Raw genomic sequence first — 15,925 nt, 5'->3', positions numbered from 1 at the left:
ATTCCCGGGAGACCCGGCCGTTCTCGTGAGGTCCTGGGTTGTGGGGTTCCGTCGGCCTTCGTCAGTCGATGCCCCGGCAGATGTGCGGGTGGTCGCTGTCGTTCTCGTCGTCCTCGCCCGCCAGCCGCCAGGCAGGGGGCAGGGGCGCATCGGTCCCGTCGTCGTGCGTCACGACGCGGCGGCCGTCTCGTGGGTCGGAGTACATCTGGGTCACACCTCCCTGGGGACGCTTCAGTCCTTGATTTCGCAGATGGCGGCGCCGGAGACGAGGGAGATGCCGACCTCGGCGGACAGGTCCTTGACGGTGCCGGTCTTGTGGGCGTTGAGGGGCTGTTCCATCTTCATGGCTTCGAGGACGACGATCAGGTCGCCTTCCTTGACTTCCTGGCCTTCCTCCACGGCGACCTTGACGATGGTGCCCTGCATGGGGGAGGCGAGGGTGTCGCCGGAGGCGGCGGGGCCGGACTTCTTGGCGGCGCGGCGTTTGGGTTTGGCGCCGGCGGCGAGGCCGGTGCGGGCCAGGGACATGCCCAGGGAGATGGGCAGGGAGACTTCCAGGCGTTTGCCGCCGACTTCGACGACCACGGTCTCGCGGCCCGCTTCGTCGTCGGTGTCGATGTCGGCGGGGGCGGCGAAGGCGGGGATGTCGTTGGTGAACTCGGTCTCGATCCACCGGGTGTGGACCGTGAAGGGGTCGGTGGAGCCGGTGAGTTCGGGGGCGAAGGCGGGGTCGGTGACCACCTTGCGGTGGAAGGGGATGGCGGTGGCCATGCCCTCGACCTGGAACTCGGCCAGGGCGCGGGCGGCGCGCTGGAGGGCCTGTTCGCGGGTGGCGCCGGTGACGATCAGTTTGGCGAGGAGGGAGTCCCAGGCCGGGCCGATGACGCTGCCGGACTCGACGCCCGCGTCGAGGCGGACCCCGGGGCCGGTGGGCGGGGCGAAGGTGGTGACGGTGCCGGGGGCGGGCAGGAAACCGCGGCCGGGGTCCTCGCCGTTGATACGGAACTCGAAGGAGTGACCGCGCAGTTCGGGATCGCCGTAGCCGAGGGGTTCGCCGTCGGCGATACGGAACATCTCCCGCACCAGGTCGATGCCGGCGACCTCCTCGGTGACCGGGTGCTCGACCTGCAGACGCGTGTTGACCTCCAGGAACGAGATCGTGCCGTCCGTGCCGACCAGGAACTCCACCGTCCCGGCGCCGACGTAGCCGGCCTCCTTGAGGATCGCCTTGGACGACGAGTACAGCTCCGCGACCTGCGCCTGGGACAGGAACGGCGCCGGGGCCTCCTCGACCAGCTTCTGGTGGCGGCGCTGCAGCGAGCAGTCACGGGTGGAGACGACGACCACGTTGCCGTGGGAGTCGGCCAGGCACTGCGTCTCCACATGCCTCGGCTTGTCGAGGTAGCGCTCCACGAAGCACTCACCGCGCCCGAACGCGGCCACCGCCTCACGCACCGCCGAGTCGTACAGCTCGGGCACCTCCTCGAGAGTGCGGGCGACCTTCAGACCGCGGCCGCCCCCACCGAAAGCGGCCTTGATCGCGATCGGCAGACCGTGCTCCTGGGCGAACGCCACCACCTCCTCCGAACCGGAGACCGGGTCGGGCGTACCGGCCACGAGCGGGGCGCCGGCGCGCTGCGCGATGTGCCGGGCCGCGACCTTGTCCCCCAGATCACGGATCGCCTGCGGGGGCGGCCCGATCCAGGTCAGGCCCGCATCGATGACGGCCTGCGCGAAGTCGGCGTTCTCCGAGAGGAAGCCGTATCCGGGATGGACCGCGTCCGCCCCGGAATCCTTGGCGGCCTGGAGCACCTTGGCGAAGTCGAGATAACTGCTCGCCGGGGTGTCACCGCCCAAAGCGAACGCCTCATCCGCGGCACGCACATGAAGCGCGTCCCGGTCCGGGTCGGCGTACACGGCCACGCTCGCGATCCCGGCATCCTGACAGGCCCGGGCAACGCGGACAGCGATTTCGCCACGGTTGGCGATGAGCACCTTGCGCACGACTGACCCCCTCCTCAATCGGCAGGAATTCTGGGATGATCAAGCGCGGCCGAGGGAATTCCACTCCCGGACGAGCTCCGAATACCTGTCCATCGTCGGTGCAGGACCTTGGCGCTTTCAACAGCCGTCCATTAAGCCTTCGGACCAGATCCTCAGCTGGGATACGGCTTTGTTGGCGCAGCGCCAGGAAAGTGTCAGAGAATTGTCAGAAGCCCAGTCGGACCGTCACCACGCGGAGAATGGTTGGCCATCGCGAAAGAGAGAGCAAACACGAAAGGGCGGACTCCGCCGTCCGGAGCCCGCCCTGTCCGAGGGTCTGCGGCGATGCCCGTCGCATCCGCCGCGTGAGAGGTTTCTAGTCACTTCCGAGGCGGAACCCCACTCCGCGTACGGTGACGATCCAGTCACTGCCCCCCAACTTCCCCCGAAGACTGCTGACATGGGTGTCCACTGTGCGACGGGACCAGGAACCGCCCCAGACCTGCTGCATGATGCGCTTGCGCGAGATCACCGTCTCGGGATGGGAGGCGAGTAAATAGAGCAGATCGAACTCCTTGCGGGTGATCTCCACGACCTGGCCGTGCAGGCTGACCTCGCGTGATGCGGCGTCAATGCGCAGCGGTCCGCGCGAGACGACCTGCTCGGTATGCACCTGTGGACGCGAACGACGCATGACGGCGTCCATACGGGCCATCAGCTCCCGGAAGCCGTAGGGCTTGACGAGGTAGTCGTCCGCGCCGGCCTGGAGACCCAGGACGCGGTCCAGTTCCGTTCCCCAGCCGGTGACGGCGATAAGGGGCACGTCGCTCAGAGAACGGATCGAGCGGCACACCTCCAGACCGTCCAGGTCGGGCAGTTCGAGATCCAGCAGCACGATGTCCGACATCTGATAGGCCTGGAGGGCGGCGTCCCCCGTCCCCACCTCCTCGACCTGGTGACCGTGCCGCCGGAGTCCCCCGGCCAGAGCCTGCATGTCGTCGGCATTGTTCTCGACAACCAAAACCCGCCAGTTCGTCGACGGCTTGCGGATCTGCGACGGGACGGGCTTTCTCAATTCCAGAGTGCCGCTCATAGCGCGTTGGCTCACTGCTCTCCCCCTGAACGTGTAGTTCCCGCTCGAGCACCTTGGCTTGCCGATCCTAAAAACCTACCCGCCGGTTTGTCAAAAAAAGATTAGGTAAATTCACCGCCTGTAACATCTGATGCCTCTTTTGCCGGAATTGAGGGCGAGGAAGGATCAATTCCGCCCCGTAACGTGATCAGGGTCATGCTCTTGAATCCTGCGAGTGAGTGGATTTCGCCCCTCAACACGACGGGCACAACCACTGACGGCGAGCGCGGTTTGTTCTGGGCGCCGACAACCGGACGCAGAGGTTCGCAGGTCAGGGATCGAGAGTGGCCCCACCCGACGCGTTGCGCATCCTCTGTAGCGGTGGTAGACCGTCCGGGATGTTCTCGGCCGACCGAGCCCCTGCTCCCGCCCCTTCCTCGCTCTGACCGCAGAGCGAGGAAGGGCAGTTTTCCGGGCAATACCGACGGATCATTCACGGGGGCAGGGCCGTCGGGCGAACCGGTACTCCCTCGAAGCACCACTCCCGGGCGGACACCCGAGCCGCGTAAACATACTTTCAAGTCCGTTTTCCGGACCGCGATGAGAGGATTCAGGCAAGTGGGACTACAACAGGAGAGGGCGATCCGCACCCGCCGGCTGATGCTGAAGTCGGCGGCGGAGGTCTTCGACCGCGAGGACTACGCCTCGGCCAGACTCTCCGACATCAGCGCGCTGGCCAACATGAGCACGGGCGCTCTGCACTTCCACTTCGAGAACAAGGACGACCTGGCCGAAGCGGTCGTACGCGAGGCGCGCGACATCCTGTGGCGGGCCGCGCGCCTCGCGTACGAGAAGAACTCCGAACCACTGCAGGCCCTCACCGACATCTCGCACGCCCTGAGCCAGTTACTGTCCCGGGACGTCGTGACGCGGGCCGGGCTGCGGCTGGACAGCGACCGGTCCCGCAGAGGGCGGGAGCAGTTCATCCACGCGTGGCGCGTCTGCGTCCAGCGTCTGCTGCACCGGGCACGACAGGAAGGCGGGCTCGCGGCGCAGGTCCAGTTGCAGGATCTGACGTGCGCCCTCGTCGCCGCCACGGCCGGCATCGGAATGCTGATCAAAGGAGGTGAGGGAGAGCGGACCCGGCTTGCCTTCACCGGCTTCTGGCAGAGCTTCCTGCCTGGGCTCGCCGCCCCGAGTGTGCTCGGCGGGCTGCGCCCCGGCGGAACACGGGACGTGGTCGACCACGCCGTGGCCACCTCCCGTTGTCCGCCCTACGACTGCATGGAGGCGGTCGATACGGAGGTGATCATTCCGGAGGCGGTGGCTCCGGGAGTGACGTGATGGGAGCACCCCGCCGACTCCGGATCCGGGACCGGCCGCGGTTTCCGATACCGGTCGGCGTACCGGGGAGCAGCACTCGGCGAACACCTCGCCGGGATCGCAGCCGAGGTCTGTCCTGACCTGATCGCCCGTGAACCAGCGGTCGGCCGCCGGTGCTCCGAGGCGGCGAGCACTTCCTCACCCGGTACGGGATACGGGTGAGGAAGTGAACACGGCCCTCGCGGGCCGCCGTTGCCGGCGCTTCCGAAAGCGGCACGCGACGCAGCGCCCCGGCGTCGATCGTCGGCCGCCGTCCCAGCCGCCCGTCGTCCGGGCGCCGAGCGCACGCGGCAGCATCAGAACGCCGGGCACGACCCAGCGGTCTCCCGCCCTCTCAGACCAGTTGGGGCGCATGACCGTGCCGCCCGCCGTGAGGAGATGGCGCTCGGCCGGCGTCCTCGTACGGCTGGGGTCCGGCGCAGGCACCATCTGCGCCCGCCCGGACTCCACCTGACGGAACGAACCCGGGCCGTGCACCGCCGCCGTGGTCAGGTACGCGACCCGCTCGACCCCGGCCCGCCGGGCCTGCTCGACCAGGGCGAGTGCGCCCGGGGCGTTGACCCGGCGCAGCAGCCGGAGATGCCCGCCGGCCTGGGTGTCGCTCAGCGAGGCGGGAGCGGTGAGGGCATCCCGTACCCACTCGGGCGGGAGCCCTGCCGGGAGCGGCGGTTCGTGGACCGGCAGCCGCAGCCGGAAGGCTCCACGAAGGGGGCCGCGGTGACCAGATGTCCGCCGACTGAACCACCGGACCCCGCCACCAGGACGTACCGGCTCACCCGTTGTCCCGTACGGCGCCGCCCAGTGTCGCGGTGAAGACGGGCTCCTCCTGCTGCAGGCCCTGCACACGCACCACGGCTCCCTGCTCCGCGCACAGGTCGTGCCGGGCCAGGATCCAGCAGGGTTCGGCCAGTTCGCAGTACTTGTGGAAGGAGATCCGCATCGACGCGGGGTGGAAGTCGTGCCCGGGCGTGAGCACGGTGGCGGCCTGCCGTGCGGCTTCGAGGAGCACCATGCCGGGGACGTGGTCGTTGGGGCGGGCGAAGAGTGTGGGGTGGGTGGCGTCCAGGCGGAGCTGCCAGCCGGGGCGGTGCTCGGACGGCGCGAGAACGACGTCCTTGCGGTCGAGGCGGCCGGCCTCGTGGGGCGCGACGGCCGGCAGCAGCCGCAACGGACGGCCCACGGAGGACATCCGCTCGCCGCGCAGCCTGCGGTAGACGCGGGCCGACGTACAGACCAGGATGCCCATGCTCGTGGCGAGCAGTCGGCCCAGCCGCTGGAAGCGCAGATCGACCCGCATGCCGATGAGGCGCCCGGCGCGCAGCTGCACCCCGGAGCACTCGACGACGACGTCGATCGCGCCCGAGGCGTTCTCCACGGTGAAGTCCGGGGTCTCGACCCGGTATCCGAGCTCCCGCATCAAAAACCGGTCGTCGACCGGGACTCCGAACTCGGCGTGGGCCAGCATCATCGTCGCCTGCCGTGTGGTCTCGGCCACGAGCAGCGGATCCTGACGCCCGTCGGGCAGCGGGGCGAAGAAGCCGTGTGCGGCGGGCCAGTTCGCCGTGACCAGAAAGCGGTGCTCGGCAAGGCGCAGCCAGTCGACGGGGAAGCGGTCCTCGGGGTACGGGCGATGGCACAACTCGGCGGTGGCCCGGCCGTCGGGAGTCAATACCGGGGCGTCGGTACGGTAGACGCGCCGAGGGGCGGTTTCTTCGGAGTGGATCACCGCGTCCTGCCCGGCAGGAGAAAGGGCATTTCGGGTCAGGTCGTCCACGATGGTGGAGTCGGGCCGTTCCCCGGCCGGGCGTAAATCTGTACAGGACTCAACAGAACGGTCAAATATGGATATCAAACCATCAGACATGTACTGCCCCCTGAGTCGATACATGCGGGGATCGCTCCCCTCTCGACAAAAGACTGGCAGTCCGGTTCTCATTGCGTGGAGACCTGACCAAGTTCTGACATAGAAACAGGCACGGACGCATGGCACGTCAAGCAAGAGCAATCCAGACCCACCAGGCGATCCTGCTGGCGGCGGCCGAGGTGTTCGACGAGCGCGGCTACAGCACGGCCACCATCACGGAGATCATCGCGCGGGCCGGTGTCACCAAGGGCGCGCTCTACTTCCACTTCACCTCCAAGGAAGATCTGGCCGTCGGGGTGATAGCGGCGCAGCTGGAGCTGGGGCCGCTGCCTCCGCAGCGCACGAAGCTCCAGGAACTCGCCGACCAGGGCCTGCTCTTCGCGCACCAGTTGCAGCACGACCCGCTGACCCGGGCCAGTGTCGGTCTGGCCATGGACCAGTGGAGCGAGAGCGCCGAGGGCGGCAACCCCTTCCACGGCAGACCGTTCCAGTCCTGGGTAGACCTGCTGACCGAGCTGCTCGTCGAGGCGCGCGAGCGCGGGGAGTTGCTGCCGCACGTGGACCCGGCGGAGACGGCGGAGTTGCTCTCCGGGTCGTTCACCGGAATCCAATGGACGTCTCAAGTCCTATGTCAGCGCAAGGACTTGACGCGTCGGGTCATCGCCATGTTCCACCATCTGCTCCCGAGCATCGCGATGCCGCAGATTCTCCCGACGTTGGATCTCACCGCCGATCGGGCAGTGTCCCTCCTCGCGTCGCGCGATGCGGCACTGGAAGGGGAGGAGACATCGCTCGACGAGGACGACGACAGTACTTCGGAAGCCGATCCCGCTCCCGAAACCGGCCCGCCCACCCGGTCCCCGGACGCCGTATCCGCCCCGGAGGGGGACGGCAGCGCCACCTGACCGATCGGCACGGCACGGCACGGACCAGAAAACCGGCACCCCGGTCTCCTGCCGACCGGCCGCAGGCCCACGCGTGCCGATCCGGTCGGCAACACCCCACCTGACGATCACCCGGCGCCGACGGCCGGCTCACCGGCGTCCGCCAGACGCCCGGCGCCGGATCGCGCGATGCGCAGGCCGGCGGTACGGGACGGGCTCCCCCGTTCTGCGGTCCCGAAGCCTCGGTTCCCCAGCCCGGCCGGGCTGGGCCGGGAGCCGCACCCCCGGGCCCGATCCGAGCCGCACCTCCGACCGCCGGTCCGGGCATCCCACCTCACCGCCGCGGCGCCGGCCCTGCCATCCGGCCGGGCCCCAGCGGCAGCGCCCGCGTCTCAGCTCGCCATTCCGTCAAAGGGGTCCGGGAGCCCGCCCGCACCGCCGGGCTCCGCACGGCCCGGCGGTGCGACGGTCCGGGAGGTCTCCTCCAGGCGGTAGCCGACGCCTCTGACCGTGGTGATCCAGCCCGCGCCCAACTTGGCGCGCAGGGCGCTGACGTGGGTGTCGACCGTGCGGGTGGAGATGGCCCACTCGTCCGCCCAGACCCCGGCGATCAGGCTGCGCCGTGAGATCACCGTCTCCGGTGCCGAGGCCAGCAGCAGGAGGATGTCGAACTCCTTGCGGGTCAGCTCCAGGAGCTTTTCGCCGACCCACGCCTCCCTGGTGCCGGGGTCCAGACGCAGGGCCCCGCAGGACACGCCGGCCGGACCACCTCCCGTGGCGACGCGCCGCGTCACGGCGTTCATCCGGGCGATCAGCTCCCGGAACCCGTACGGCTTCACCAGACAGTCGTCCGCGCCCGACCGCAGGCTGAGCACCCGGTCCAGTTCGGTGTCCCGGCTGGTGAAGGTGATCAGCGGTGTGGTGCCCCGGGCCCGGATCTCGGCGCACACCTGAAGACCGTCGACATCGGGCAACTCCAGGTCGAGCAGGACCACTTCGGCCTGCTCCCACGCATCGAGGGCCGCCCGCCCGGTGCGGGCCCGCCGGACCTGATGGCCGTTGCGCACCAGACGGCAGACCAGTGGCTCGGCGGTGCCGTCGTCCGGATCTATCACAAGTACGCGCATCTGGACTCCGCTCCGGGCCGTGCCCCGGCGGCGCCACGCACCTCCAGGCCGACGGCCCGGACAGTCACTCGCCCGCCGACCGGGTGTGCACCACGCGGTAGGTGTTGGAGTCCCGCCAGATGGCCAGCGCGTCCACCCGGGCGTCGGTCCTCCGCCGCTCCGCCGACCGCTCCGCGCCCGGCTGCTCGCGGAACGCGTCGTACGCCTCCTTGCTGTCCCACTGCGAGTAGACGACGACCCACTTGCCCTCGATGCCGCGCCCGCGCAGACCGCGCAGCACCGTGTGGCTGCGGTACCCCGGGACCTTCTGGAGCCAGTCCTGGGACACGCCGAGCGCGTCGACCAGGTCGTCCTGGTGCTTCTCGCTGACGCCGTACAGGTCGATGGCCGTGTAGTCGTCGCGGTCCGGCCCGATCTCGGCCTCCCCGACACCCGACTTCTGCTGACTGAAGACCGCCTCGTTCTGGAGCAGCCGTATCGCCGTGGTGATCTCACCGAACAGCGGCAGCGTGCGGTGCTTGAACTCCTCGCCGGCGTACCGGCTCTCCAGGTCCTCGGTGGAGCGCCACTGGATGAAGTTGGCGGTGCCGAACTTGGTCTGCCCGCTGTGCACGGTGCTGGAGATCCAGCCGTCATAGGCCGCGGCGTCGACGATCTCGCGCATGGCGGCGAGCAGGCTGTCCTGCTTCTCGGCGGAGTCCGTCGAGAACAGGTTGAGCACGGTCAGGTTCTTGGCATCGGCTGTGATCTTCGGCATTCTCGTCTTCTCTTCCGTTCGATCGGCTGTTGAAAGAAGCAGAACTCGAATTTTTGGATCAGTGCTTCCCGATCAGCATGACAAGCCATCAAGCACTGCTGAAGACCGCTCCGTTCAGAACTGCGCGCGGATTGTCAGGTCTGTTCCACCAGGGTCAGATCTTGGGCAGCTACGTCAGGTCTTCGACAAGTGCTCTTGGGTGCGGATTGGCTCGCGCGCAATGCTCGGGTAATGAATTCATTGACGTCAGCAGCAGAAATAGGCACTCTGCTGGACCGATATCTCATAGGCCTCGACGCGGACAAACTCGACGACGAGTGGGCGCGCACGCTGTTCAGCGACGACGCCCGCGTCGAGTTCCCGATGAGCCGGCACGAGGGCATCGAAGGACTCGCCGCCTGGCACCGACAGGCACTGGACGCCTTCGCGCGCACCCAGCACCTCAACTCTCCGGCGGTCGTGGACCTCACCGGCGAGAAGCGGGCGGTGCTGCGCGCCAACCTGGTCTCCACGCACGTGCACCATCCGGACGCGCCCGGCGACCCGCTGTTCGTCTCCGGCACGCTCGTTCACGGCGAGGCCCGCCACACCGAAAGGGGCTGGCGTCTGACGGAGCTGTCGTTCCGGCTGGTCTGGGCGACGGGCAATCCGCCCGGGCCGAGGGAGACCCGATGACCGTCCTGGCGGCCGGGAGCCAGGAGCAGCGAATCGCGACCATGCTGCTCGGCGTCGGCGTGATCCTGCTGGTCGGTGCCGCGCTCGGGTCACTCGCCCGGCGGCTGGGCCAGCCCAAGGTGATCGGCGAGATCACCGCCGGCATCGTGCTCGGCCCGAGCCTTCTCGGTCTGTTGCCCGGTGACCTGTCGGAGCGTCTGTTCCCGGTCGACGTAAGGCCGTTGCTCTCGGCGGTCGCCCAGGTCGGCCTGGTCCTCTTCATGTTCGTGGTCGGCTGGGAGTTCGAACGGCGGTTGATACGGCCGTACGCACGTCTGGCGGCGGGCGTCTCGCTGTCGTCCATCGTGCTCGCCTTCGGACTGGGCGTCGCAGCGGCGGTCGTCCTGTATCCGCAGCACGACACGGTGGCCGGCCACCACATCTCCTTCACCGCCTTCGCCACGTTCATGGGCACTGCGATGTCCGTGACGGCGTTCCCCGTGCTGGCGCGGATCCTGACCGAGAACCGGCTGGCCGACACCCGCGTGGGCACCTTGTCGCTGGCCAGTGCGGCGATCGACGACGTCCTGGCCTGGTGTCTGCTGGCGTATGTGTCGGCGCTGGTCAGCTCGGACGGCGACTACGCGGGCCTGGCCCGGATCGGGGTGCTCAGCGTGGTCTTCGTCGCGCTGATGTTCCTGGTCGTGCGGCCGCTGGTCGCCCGGCTGGTGTGGCGGTGGGCCGCCATGGAGCGCTGGAACCTGCTGCTCGCGGTGCTGTGCGCAGGGGTGTTCGTCTCGTCGTGGCTGACCTCGTGGATCGGCATCCACCAGATCTTCGGCGCGTTCCTGTTCGGCTTCGTCATGCCGCGCGAACCCAGGCGGGTCCTCGCGGCGCACCTTCGCCGGCCGCTGGACGACGTCAGCCTCGTCCTGCTGCCGGTGTTCTTCATCGTCACCGGCCTCGGTGTCGACCTCGGCGCCCTGACCGCGACCGACTACCTGGCCCTGCTCCTCGTCATCGGCGTGGCGTGCGCGGGCAAGCTGGTGGGCGCGATCGTCCCGGCCCGGCTGTTCGGGCTGTCCTGGCGCGAGGCCAAGGACCTGGGTGTGCTGATGAACACCCGTGGCCTGACCGAACTCATCATCCTCAACGCCGCCGTGAGCCTCGGAGTGCTCGACGGACGCATGTTCACCATGCTGGTGATCATGGCTCTCGTGACGACGGCGATGGCGGCCCCGCTGCTGTCCCGGCGCGAGCACCTCACGGCCGGCGTGACACAGAAGGTCGGTACACCCGTCGCGGACGCGACCCCGCCGCACACCTGACGAGAGGGGCTCAAGTGATACCCGTCCAGCCGTTGTCACAGCACGACCGACACCTGCCGCAACCGCCGGTCGACGGCCGTGCGCTGCGCTCGGTGTTCGGCAACTTCGCCACCGGCGTCACCGTCATCACCACCGGCGGCCCGGAGGACGGCGCCGCCACCACGGTGAACTCCTTCACGTCCGTCTCGCTGGAACCGCCGCTGGTGCTGTTCTGTCTGCACCAGAAGTCCCGGCTGCGCCCGGCTCTTCAGCAGTCCGGGGGCTTCGTGGTGAACTTCCTGACGCACAGCCAGGAGACGCTCGCCTGGAAGTTCGCGGGCCGTGAGTCGGCGCGTCTGGCGGAGGTCCCGCACCACCGCTCCGCGAGCGGACTCCCGGTGCTCACCGAGGCCCTGGCCTTCGTGGAATGCCGCATCACCGAGGAGTACGAGGGCGGTGACCACGCCATCCTGCTCGGCGAGGTCACCTCCCTCGGTGCCTCCACCGAGGAGGCGGACCCATTGATCTTCTACAAGGGAGCCATGCACGTCCTCGACCCCGATGCGGCTACGCCCGCGGGGAGTTGAGGACTCAGTGGGCGTGGAGCCGTCTCGCCCATGACGACGCCGCTCGCTCCGGTCGAGGCATGCCGTCGCCCGGAGCCTGCCCCCTGAGGGCCGTACGTCACCTCAGCGAGGGCGTCCGCTCCTCCGCCTCGTCGAACTCCTGCCGGGCCCGCTCGACCTTCCGGAGGTTCTCCGTGGACCACTCGGCGAGGTGGGCGAAGAGCGGCGCCAGGCTGCGGCCGAGCTCGCTGATCTCGTACTCGACCCGGGGCGGCACCTCGGGGTGGTACGTGCGCACGACCATGCCGTCGCGCTCCATCTGGCGCAGCCGCTGGGTGAGGACCTTCGGCGTGATGGTGCCGACGTTGCGCTGGAGTTCGACGAAACGCTGTCGGCCGAACTCGTTCAGCGTCCACAGGATCGGCGTCGTCCAGCGGCTGAAGACGATGTCGACCACCGGGGAGACCGGACATGCCAGCTCCGAGTCGACCTGCCCGGCATGCGAGGTGGTGCTGCTCATAGCGCCGATGCTGACCATTCGGACCTCCCAGAAAGTCACTTTCCTCTAGGTACCTACTTTACCGAGGATGCTAGCTTCCCGGAAGACGGTGAGCAGCGCCTCGCTCCCTGCCTCGCTCTACGGCCTTCCCGTGCGGCTTTCCCGTCCGGATTCCCGTCCCTGCGGCACCCGTTCCGCCCGTTCTTCCCGTTCTTACGGCACCCGTCCGTCACCTCCCTCTCCCCTAGGAGCGACATGTCGACCCAAGAGTCGCTGCGCATTCCTCGCCCCTCCGACAAATCGGCCCCTCCGCACCGCCCGGGACTCATCCTGGCGTTCCTGTGCCTGGCCGGCTTCATGACCTTCCTCGATGTGTCGATCGTCAATGTGGCCCTGCCGAGCATCGAGGACGAGCTCGACATCTCCCAGACGTCCCTGCAGTACATCGTCACCACGTACGGCATGCTGCTCGGCGGCTTCCTGCTGCTGACGGGTCGGCTGGCCGACGCCTTCGGCCGCCGCCGGATGCTCCAGACCGGTCTGACCCTCTTCGCCCTCACCTCCCTGCTCGCAGGGCTCGGGCAGAGCGCGGCCATGCTGATCGTGGCGCGCGGCGCCCAGGGCCTGGGCGCCGCGTTCATCGCGACGGCCGCGCTGTCCCTGCTCGCCAACAACTTCGAGGAGGGCCCCGAACGCAACAAGGCACTGGGCGCCTGGGGTGCGCTCAGCGGTATCGCCGCCGTCGCCGGTGTCAGCCTGGGCGGTCTGATCACCGACGGTCCGGGCTGGCGCTGGATCTTCTTCATCAACGTGCCGATCGGCCTGGTCTGCGCGCTGATCGCCCCGAAGATCGTCGCCGAGAGCCGCGCCGCGGAGCGCAGCAGTTCCTTCGATGTCTCCGGTGCCGTGACACTGACCGCCGGTCTCGTGCTGCTGATCTTCACCCTCGGTCAGACCATCGACGACTCCGACGTGCCGATGGGCCGCATCTACGGCGGCTTCGCCCTCTCCGCGGTCCTGCTCATCGCGTTCGTGCTCATCGAGCGCCGTGCCAAGGCACCGCTGATCCCGCTCGGCATCTTCAAGCGCAAGTCGCTGCGGGCCGCCAACGTCGTCGCCATCCTGCTCCTCGGCACCTGCGTCACGCTGTTCTTCTTCGCCAGCCTGTTCATGCAGCAGGTTCTCGACTGGTCGGCCCTGAAGACCGGTATGGCGTACGTCCCGCTCGCGGTGATCGTCGCGGTGGGCGCGGGCGTCGCCTCCCAGCTGGTGACCAAGGTCGCGGCCAAGCCTGTGCTGATGACCGGTCTGGCGCTGACCAGCGTGGGCATGTTCCTGCTGTGGCGCGCCCCGTCCGACGCCTCCTACCTCGTGGACCTGCTGCCCGCCTTCCTGCTCTCCGGGCTCGGTCTCGGTCTGTCGTTCGTGCCGGTGCAGGTCGCGGCGTTCCAGGGCACCAACGAGGACGACTCCGGTCTGTCCGCGGGCCTGATCAACACCGCGCAGGAGGTCGGCGGCGCCCTGGGCCTCGCCGTGGCCGCCACCTACGCCTTCCGCCAGGTCGAGCAGTTGACCGAGTGGGCGGACGGAGTGCCCGCGCGGGTGACCCAGGCACGCACGGAGGTCTTCCATGACGCGTTCCTGGCGGGTGCCTGCTTCGCCGCGGCCGGCCTGGTCCTCACGCTGATCCTGCTGCCCTTCACCAAGGCATCGGACCAGTCGGCCGCCGCACCCGCCAACAACTGAGATCGGGAACCCGCCATGCCGACGTCACCGCGGCTGTCCTCCGCGGCCGAGGGATTTCTCGCCGAGAACCATCTGTGCACCTTCACCACGCTCCGCCCCGACGGCTCGCCCCATGTGACGCCCGTGCGTTTCACCTGGGACGGCGAGGCGGGCCTGGCACGGGTCATGACCGCGGTGACACGGCGCAAGGCCAGGAACGTGCTGGCCACGCCCGCCTGCCGGGTCTCCCTCTGTCAGACGGTGGGGCCCCGCTGGATCACCCTGGAGGGCACCGCCGCCGTCAGCGACGACCCCTTACGGGTCAAGGAGGGGGCACGGCGGTACGCCAAGCGGTACTGGTCGTCGCCGCCGGAGCCCCCGGGCCTGGTCGTGATCGAGATCGAGATCGACCGGGTGCTGGGCCTGCTCTGAGCGGGGCCGAGCCCAGCAGAGGGTGCCGGAAATCCCTTCCGGCACCCTCGCGCTTTTCCCCCGTCTGTCTCAGCTGCACAATCTCTGACCAAACTTGTCAGAGACCTGTAGTTGCGGCCGTTCAGCTTCCCGGACTCCCCCGGAATACTGGGTAAAGAATCCACTGGGAGAGGAAACATGGAAAACTTTCATGCCGACGTGATTGTCGCCGGGGCCGGCCCTTCCGGACTCATGCTCGCTGGTGAACTCCGCCTGGCCGGGCTGTCCGTGGTGGTACTCGACCGCCTGGCCGAGCCCATGCAGCAGTCCCGGGCGCTCGGATTTTCCGCCCGTACCATCGAGGAGTTCGGCCAGCGCGGACTTCTCGCGAAATTCGGCGAACTCGAAACGATTCCCTTCGGGCATTTCGGCGGACTTCCTCTCGACTATCGCATAGTCGAGGGCGGAAATTTCGGCGTCCGTGGTGTCCCGCAGTCGCGGACCGAGGCAATTCTCCACGCGTGGGCGACCGGCCTCGGCGCCGAGGTCCGCCGCGGGCACGAGGTCGTCGGCATGGCCCAGGACGACACCGGAGTCGCGGTGGAGGTGGGCACCGCCGACGGCGTCGAGACGCTGCGCGCCCCCTACCTGGTCGGCTGTGACGGTGCCCGTTCCGTCGTACGGCACCTGGCCGGCATCGACTTCCCCGGCACCAGCGCCACCATCGAGATGCTGATGGCCGATGTCGCCACCAACGAGCTGCGCATCCGCCCGACCGGTGAGGTCGGCGAGGCCGGCATGGTGGTGGTACTTCCGCTCGGCCCGCAGGCCACCCGCGTCGTCGTCTTCGAGCGCGGTGCCGGCGTCCGGCCGACCCAGGAGCCGCCCACCTTCCCCGAGGTCGCCGCCGCCTTCCAGCGCGTCACCGGCGAGGACATCACCGGCTTCAGGCCCCTGTGGTCCAGCTACTTCACCGACGGCAGCCGCCAGGCCTCCGAGTACCGCAAGGGCCGGGTCCTCCTCGCGGGCGACGCCGCCCACATCCATCTGCCCATCGGCGCCCAGGGCATCAGCGCCGGCGTCGGCGACGTGGTGAACCTCGGCTGGAAGCTGGCGGCCGAGCTCAAGGGGTACGCGCCCGAGGGGCTGCTGGACACCTACCACACCGAGCGCCACCCCGTCGGCGCCCGCATCGTCGCCAACACCCTTGTGCAGCGCTCCCTTTATCTCGGCGGCCCCGAGATGCAGCCGCTGCGCGAACTCTTCGGCGAGCTGGTCGGCATCGAGGCGGTCCGCCGCCATCTCGTCGGCCTGGTCACCGGCCTGGACATCACGTACGACATGGGCGAGGGCGACCACCCGCTGCTCGGCCGCCGGCTGCCCGACCAGGAGCTGCTGGTCGGCGACGAGAAGACCAGCACGTACGAACTGCTCACCCGCGGCCGGCCGCTCCTGCTGAACCTGCGCGGCGGCGACGCCCTCACCGAGGCCGCCGCAGGCTGGGCCGACCGCGTCGACGTCGTCGCCGCCTCCCGGCCCGACCCCGCCGCCCCGGCCGCCGACCTGCTGGTGCGCCCCGACGGCTACATCGCCTGGGTCGGCACCGACGGCTCCGCCGACGGCCTCGCCGCGGCCCTTCAGCGCTGGTTCGGCGCACCCGCAGGCAACTGACCGCACACCCGACCGGCGCTGA

Annotated in this window: 15 protein-coding genes; 8 read left to right on the top strand and 7 right to left on the bottom strand. The window is 69.0% G+C overall.

Annotation, left to right across the window (positions count from 1 at the left end; genetic code table 11):
* Positions 1 to 61: 61 nt before the first annotated feature.
* From OHN74_RS34970 to OHN74_RS34960, 3 genes are all read right to left on the bottom strand, one after another.
* Positions 62 to 214: a hypothetical protein gene (locus tag OHN74_RS34970; protein WP_327698567.1), complete on the bottom strand. Its 153-nt coding sequence runs from the start codon at positions 212 to 214 to the stop codon at positions 62 to 64.
* A 17-nt stretch (positions 215 to 231) separates the two neighbouring features.
* The gene (locus OHN74_RS34965; protein ID WP_327698566.1) at positions 232 to 2,004 is read right to left on the bottom strand and encodes an ATP-binding protein; all 1,773 of its coding nucleotides are present in this window, start codon (positions 2,002 to 2,004) and stop codon (positions 232 to 234) included.
* Between the two features lie 355 nt (positions 2,005 to 2,359).
* Entirely contained in the window at positions 2,360 to 3,076 is a 717-nt protein-coding gene (locus tag OHN74_RS34960) for a response regulator transcription factor (RefSeq protein ID WP_327698565.1), read from the bottom strand.
* Positions 3,077 to 3,673: 597 nt separating this feature from the next.
* Here OHN74_RS34960 and OHN74_RS34955 point away from each other — a divergent pair.
* Positions 3,674 to 4,399 carry a ScbR family autoregulator-binding transcription factor gene (locus tag OHN74_RS34955; protein ID WP_327698564.1) on the top strand — a complete coding sequence of 242 codons (726 nt, stop codon included), beginning with the start codon at positions 3,674 to 3,676 and terminating at the stop codon, positions 4,397 to 4,399.
* A gap of 811 nt (positions 4,400 to 5,210) precedes the next feature.
* Here OHN74_RS34955 and OHN74_RS34950 read toward each other — a convergent pair.
* Positions 5,211 to 6,212: a ScbA/BarX family gamma-butyrolactone biosynthesis protein gene (locus tag OHN74_RS34950; RefSeq protein WP_327698563.1), complete on the bottom strand. Its 1,002-nt coding sequence runs from the start codon at positions 6,210 to 6,212 to the stop codon at positions 5,211 to 5,213.
* Between the two features lie 209 nt (positions 6,213 to 6,421).
* On the opposite strand from OHN74_RS34950, the gene OHN74_RS34945 reads away from it, so the two are divergent.
* Positions 6,422 to 7,207: a ScbR family autoregulator-binding transcription factor gene (locus OHN74_RS34945; protein WP_327698562.1), complete on the top strand. Its 786-nt coding sequence runs from the start codon at positions 6,422 to 6,424 to the stop codon at positions 7,205 to 7,207.
* A gap of 371 nt (positions 7,208 to 7,578) precedes the next feature.
* Here OHN74_RS34945 and OHN74_RS34940 read toward each other — a convergent pair whose 3' ends face one another.
* Together OHN74_RS34940 and OHN74_RS34935 are read right to left on the bottom strand one after the other, a co-directional pair.
* On the bottom strand, positions 7,579 to 8,313 hold the full coding sequence (locus tag OHN74_RS34940; protein WP_327698561.1) for a response regulator transcription factor: 735 nt from the start codon (positions 8,311 to 8,313) through the stop codon (positions 7,579 to 7,581).
* Positions 8,314 to 8,377: 64 nt separating this feature from the next.
* Complete coding sequence (locus OHN74_RS34935) at positions 8,378 to 9,070, bottom strand: antibiotic biosynthesis monooxygenase family protein (protein WP_327698560.1); 693 nt, start codon at positions 9,068 to 9,070, stop codon at positions 8,378 to 8,380.
* Positions 9,071 to 9,301: 231 nt separating this feature from the next.
* On the opposite strand from OHN74_RS34935, the gene OHN74_RS34930 reads away from it, so the two are divergent.
* Genes OHN74_RS34930 through OHN74_RS34920 form a run of 3 tightly spaced genes read left to right on the top strand, consistent with a single transcriptional unit; the run spans position 9,302 to position 11,618 of the window.
* Positions 9,302 to 9,745, top strand: coding sequence for a nuclear transport factor 2 family protein (locus tag OHN74_RS34930; RefSeq protein WP_327698559.1), 444 nt, complete (start codon positions 9,302 to 9,304; stop codon positions 9,743 to 9,745).
* A complete protein-coding gene (locus OHN74_RS34925; RefSeq protein ID WP_327698558.1) occupies positions 9,742 to 11,052 on the top strand; it encodes a cation:proton antiporter in 1,311 nt (436 codons plus the stop codon). Before OHN74_RS34930 ends, OHN74_RS34925 begins: the two co-directional genes overlap by 4 nt.
* Positions 11,053 to 11,066: 14 nt before the next feature.
* Positions 11,067 to 11,618, top strand: coding sequence for a flavin reductase family protein (locus OHN74_RS34920; protein ID WP_327698557.1), 552 nt, complete (start codon positions 11,067 to 11,069; stop codon positions 11,616 to 11,618).
* Positions 11,619 to 11,715: 97 nt separating this feature from the next.
* On the opposite strand, the gene OHN74_RS34915 is transcribed toward OHN74_RS34920, so the two are convergent.
* Positions 11,716 to 12,117 carry a winged helix-turn-helix transcriptional regulator gene (locus tag OHN74_RS34915; protein WP_327698556.1) on the bottom strand — a complete coding sequence of 134 codons (402 nt, stop codon included), beginning with the start codon at positions 12,115 to 12,117 and terminating at the stop codon, positions 11,716 to 11,718.
* A gap of 234 nt (positions 12,118 to 12,351) precedes the next feature.
* On the opposite strand from OHN74_RS34915, the gene OHN74_RS34910 reads away from it, so the two are divergent.
* From OHN74_RS34910 to OHN74_RS34900, 3 genes are all read left to right on the top strand, one after another.
* Positions 12,352 to 13,842, top strand: coding sequence for an MFS transporter (locus OHN74_RS34910; RefSeq protein WP_327698555.1), 1,491 nt, complete (start codon positions 12,352 to 12,354; stop codon positions 13,840 to 13,842).
* A 15-nt stretch (positions 13,843 to 13,857) separates the two neighbouring features.
* Complete coding sequence (locus tag OHN74_RS34905) at positions 13,858 to 14,253, top strand: pyridoxamine 5'-phosphate oxidase family protein (protein ID WP_327698554.1); 396 nt, start codon at positions 13,858 to 13,860, stop codon at positions 14,251 to 14,253.
* Between the two features lie 177 nt (positions 14,254 to 14,430).
* Positions 14,431 to 15,903 (top strand): FAD-dependent monooxygenase, encoded by a 1,473-nt coding sequence (locus tag OHN74_RS34900; protein WP_327698553.1) that lies wholly within the window; start codon positions 14,431 to 14,433, stop codon positions 15,901 to 15,903.
* Positions 15,904 to 15,925: the final 22 nt, after the last annotated feature.

It is taken from the genome of Streptomyces sp. NBC_00459, from assembly GCF_036013955.1.
Taxonomy (GTDB): Bacteria; Actinomycetota; Actinomycetes; order Streptomycetales; family Streptomycetaceae; genus Streptomyces.
The sequence above is the reverse complement of the archived record's forward strand: the minus strand, read 5'-3'. Positions and strand labels throughout refer to the sequence as shown.